This is a genomic window from Micromonospora sp. SL1-18 (assembly GCF_047921505.1).
GTDB lineage: Bacteria > Actinomycetota > Actinomycetes > Mycobacteriales > Micromonosporaceae > Micromonospora.
Window position 1 is genome coordinate 1 of record NZ_JBLROA010000143.1, and the last position, 3753, is coordinate 3753.

The following is a 3753-nucleotide window of genomic DNA, read 5'->3' on the forward strand; positions in this document are numbered from 1 at the left end:
CCGGCGGGCGGACGCCCTGGCGGCCGGGCAGGAGCCCTTTCCCTGATTACCTCTGCTGTACGAGGCCGTCGCTCTTGCTGGCGGAGGGTGCCGCTAACCGGCCATGACATCCGGTGGATCGTAAACGTGGCTTGGCAACCGGTAATGAGAGCGCTGATGCGAGATCTCGACGGCTAGGCCTACATCCTCACATGCCGCGAAGCGCTTGTTGCGTTCGGTAACCGGCCCCCTGGCTAACTCGCGTCCGGACGTGCCGAATTGAGTGCGCCTATCCGTCGTACCCCGGCGGTAGCGTCGGACCATGGCTGGATCGGAAGACGTTCCGCCACTGGTCGAGGATCGGTTGCGGGCAGTGTGTCTGGGGCTACCCGGCGCCTATGAGGAGCTGGCCTGGACCGGCATCCGCTGGCGCGTGCGCGGCCGCACGTTCGCCCATGCCTGCACGGTCGAGGCTGATAACCGGACCTCCCACGCGCGGGTCTTCGCGTCTGACGGCCCTGTCTGTGTGGTGACGTTCCGGGCGCCCGCCGACGAGGTCGGTGGGCTCGTCGGCTCCGGCTTGCCGTTCTACTGGCCTGGATGGGGCGATAACGTCGTCGGGATGGTCCTGGATGCGCACACCGACTGGACCGAGGTTGCGGAGTTGCTCACCGAGAGCTTCCGCGTACAGGCGCCCAAGAGGCTGGCTCGCCTCGTCGAGCGGCCGCCCGACCACCCGGCCAACGAAACGTGACTCCGCTCCGATGACAGGCGACGGGCGACAGGCGACAGGCGACCCGCCAGACCTGGCATCATTCCCTGGCTGGATGATGCGATCCTGGGAGGCCGTCGATGAAAGACCCCACAACGGAAGGGTACGAAGTCAGCGCCGACGAGATCGACGGCATGACACGCAACCTCTGCGCGTATGCGCTGGGCGAACCGCACCCGTTGGACCGGTACCTCGACCTCACCCATCAGCAGGTTCTCTTCGACGGTATAGCCGACGCCCTGCGCAAGGAACGCGGCAAGGCGCTCGCGGCCCTGCTCATCGCTGGCGCGACCGCCGAAGAGATCGTCGAACGGACGAACCTGACGAAGGCCCTGGACGTCAAGAAACTCGTCAAGGTGGCCGGGGAAGCCGAACACGTCAAGCAGGCGTTGAGGGCCGCCGCCAACGCCGAGCGGAAAGCAGCCGCCGAAGCGAAGAAACGGGACGCCACTGCCGCCGCTGAAGCGAGGCGGTCTGCTGCTGCGGCGGCCGCGGCTGAACGGAAAGCAGCCGCGGAGGCCAAGCGTCAGGAAGCCGCCGCTGCTGCGGCTGGGGCGCGAAGGGAGGCGGATGCGGCGACGAAGGCCTCGAAGCCGGGAAAGAAGCGCGCCGCCTTCCCGGAGATCCCTCCCGGTACGCGACGCGTCCTGACCGCCGACGAACTCAAGGCACTAGCGGAGGTGCCCGCTCAGCCGAAGAAGAAGCGGCGGGCGTCCGCCAGCGCTGCGTAAATGTCGCCGGCACCTGTGTCGCCCCGTTGACCGGAATATGACCATTCGGTCGGAGTCCTCTTCAGCCCCGCGTTCGGATGGCGCTCGTCGGGACACACTCAACTGCCGAGAACAGTGCGCTACCTTCCGGCGGTGAGGTGGCGGTCTTCAGCCGCTGTCCTCCACAGTGATGCGGACAGGCTGGCCTGCCTGCATCGGCGCCGGTGCGGTGCCGGTGCCTGACCGTACGTTTCAGGGCGACGCCGGCGGCGGTGTCGAGGTGGCCGGTGTCGAGACCTCTTGTGAGGGCCTGATCTGCGGCGCCCACGGGCGCAGGGCGATCTCGGTGGCCTTCTGCAATGACTCGCGGATCGCAGCCGGGTTGGCTCGGCGCTCCGGGTCCTCCATCAGCGTTGTCAGGGCGCCGGTAGCCGCGCCGACGAAGGCGCCGACCAGAGCGGCGGCGCTCACCTCGCCCAAGCGGTCGGGGTAGGCCGCGGCCAGGTGCCGGGCAATCTTGCGCTGGCTCTCCCACTGCAGTTGTAGGGCACGGCCGCGGACCGCGGGCACCTCCATGGTCAACCGGATCCTCAGTGCGGCGAGCGGGCCGGTCATGTCCTCGCTCTCGTCGTTCGCCTCACGGAGCGCGCGCAGCAGGACTTCGGCCAGCTCCTCGTCCGGCGACCGGCGGGCGATCGCGTCGACCGCGACGCGCACCCAGCGGTCGGTCTCCGGGAAGAGCAAATCCTCTTTGCTCGGGAAGTAGCTGAAGAAGGTGCGGGTGCCGATTTCGGCGGCGGCCGCGATGTCGGCGATCGTGGTCGCCTCGTAGCCCTTCCGCTCGATCAGGTCGATGGCGGCGTCGACCAGCGCCTGCCGGGTGCGGGCCCGCTTGCGGTCGCGAAGTGACATGGGGACAGTTTACTGCACCGACTGCCAGTCGGCATTCGTTGCAATGCTGCATTGAGTGCGTCTACCCTCGGCTCATGCGGACAGTGCTCATCTCCGGAGCCGGCGTGGCCGGCCCGACCCTCGCATACTGGCTGGCCCGCGCGGGGTTCCGACCCACGGTCGTCGAGCGCGCGAACGGGCAGCGATCCAGTGGCAACCCTGTCGACGTGCGCGGACCGGCCCTTCCGGTGGTCGAGCAGATGGGCCTGGTCGACGCCCTGCGCGCGGCGGCCACCCAGGCGACCGGCATGCGGTTCGTCGACTCGTCGGGCCGTCTGAGCCGCCGGATGTCGATGCCCGCCACGCGCAGCCCGGCCGGCACACCTGAGGTCGAGGTGCCGCGCGCCGATCTCGCCCGGATTCTGTACCAGGCGGCCCGCGACGACGCCGAGTTCGTCTACGACGACACCGTCACCCGGCTCGACCAGGACCCCGGCGGGGTGGACGTCACCTTTGAGCGTGGCCCGGCCCGCCGGTTCGACCTGGTCGTCGGGGCGGACGGGCTGCACTCGGCGGTGCGCCGGCTCGCCTTCGGCCCGGAGGGCGACTTCGTGCGCAACCTCGGCGTCTACGTGGCCACCACACCGCTCGGTGAGCCGCCGGAGGAGCCGCACAACGTGCTGCTCTACAACACGCCGGGCCGGCTCGTCGCGCTGCATCCAGTCCGCGGCGAAGCGGGGGTCGCGTTCATCTTCCGGCACCCCGCCGTCCCTGGCTTCGACCACCTCGACTCCGCCCAGCACCGGCGGATCCTCGCCGAGGCGTACGCGGGGGAGCGCGGCTGGCGGGTGCCCGAGTTGCTGGCCCAGGCCCAGCAGGCGGACGATCTCTACTTCGACGCGGTCAGCAAGGTGGTGCTGCCGTCCTGGTCAGCCGGGCGGGTGGTGCTGCTGGGCGACGCGGCGGCCTCGGTCTCGCTGTTCGGCGACGGTTCGAGCATGGCCATCGCCGGTGCCCGTACGCTGGCCTCCGCCCTCGCCGAGGGCGACCATGTCGCCGCTTTCCGGCGCTACGAGGCCGAGCACCGGCGCCGCACCGATCTCCGAGGGCGCGGCGCCGGTCTCGTGGCGGCGATGTTGATCCCGAAGAGCCGGGCGGGCATCGTCACCCGTAACGCGGTGGCCAGGCTGCTGCCGGCCGGCTGATCATCCTGATCCAGACGGCCGCGTGGACCGCGAACTCGGTGGCCCCGCTCGCGCCAGCACCGGGGCGAGGTAGAGCCCCGCAAGACACGACCTCAAGCCTCGCGACTATGGCGACGACCGTACAGACCGTCGCCGGTCAGCATGCGTCAACCAAGACTAGTGTCCTGCGCTTGAAATGCGTTGAAGAAATCGTCCG

The 3753-nt window shown here is 69.5% G+C and carries 4 protein-coding genes; 3 read left to right on the forward strand and 1 reads right to left on the reverse strand.

The genetic code is table 11. The features are described from left to right. Positions 1 to 301: 301 nt before the first annotated feature. Both ACNAW0_RS29970 and ACNAW0_RS29975 read left to right on the forward strand, forming a co-directional pair. Positions 302 to 733 (forward strand): MmcQ/YjbR family DNA-binding protein, encoded by a 432-nt coding sequence (locus ACNAW0_RS29970; protein ID WP_416291404.1) that lies wholly within the window; start codon positions 302 to 304, stop codon positions 731 to 733. A gap of 98 nt (positions 734 to 831) precedes the next feature. Next, complete coding sequence (locus ACNAW0_RS29975; RefSeq protein ID WP_416291405.1) at positions 832 to 1482, forward strand: hypothetical protein; 651 nt, start codon at positions 832 to 834, stop codon at positions 1480 to 1482. A 231-nt stretch (positions 1483 to 1713) separates the two neighbouring features. Here the strand turns inward: ACNAW0_RS29975 and ACNAW0_RS29980 are convergent, their stop codons facing one another. After that, entirely contained in the window at positions 1714 to 2373 is a 660-nt protein-coding gene (locus ACNAW0_RS29980; RefSeq protein WP_416291406.1) for a TetR family transcriptional regulator, read from the reverse strand. Between the two features lie 74 nt (positions 2374 to 2447). On the opposite strand from ACNAW0_RS29980, the gene ACNAW0_RS29985 reads away from it, so the two are divergent. Beyond that, positions 2448 to 3557, forward strand: coding sequence for an FAD-dependent monooxygenase (locus tag ACNAW0_RS29985; RefSeq protein ID WP_416291407.1), 1110 nt, complete (start codon positions 2448 to 2450; stop codon positions 3555 to 3557). Positions 3558 to 3753 lie beyond the last annotated feature (196 nt).

Excerpts from the sequence above, each read along its gene's own strand:
- ACNAW0_RS29985 (WP_416291407.1), top strand. The coding sequence starts at position 2,448 with ATGCGGACAGTGCTCATCTCCGGAGCCGGCGTGGCCGGCCCGACCCTC.
- ACNAW0_RS29970 (WP_416291404.1), top strand. The coding sequence starts at position 302 with ATGGCTGGATCGGAAGACGTTCCGCCACTGGTCGAGGATCGGTTGCGG.
- ACNAW0_RS29975 (WP_416291405.1), top strand. The coding sequence starts at position 832 with ATGAAAGACCCCACAACGGAAGGGTACGAAGTCAGCGCCGACGAGATC.
- ACNAW0_RS29980 (WP_416291406.1), bottom strand. The coding sequence starts at position 2,373 with ATGTCACTTCGCGACCGCAAGCGGGCCCGCACCCGGCAGGCGCTGGTC.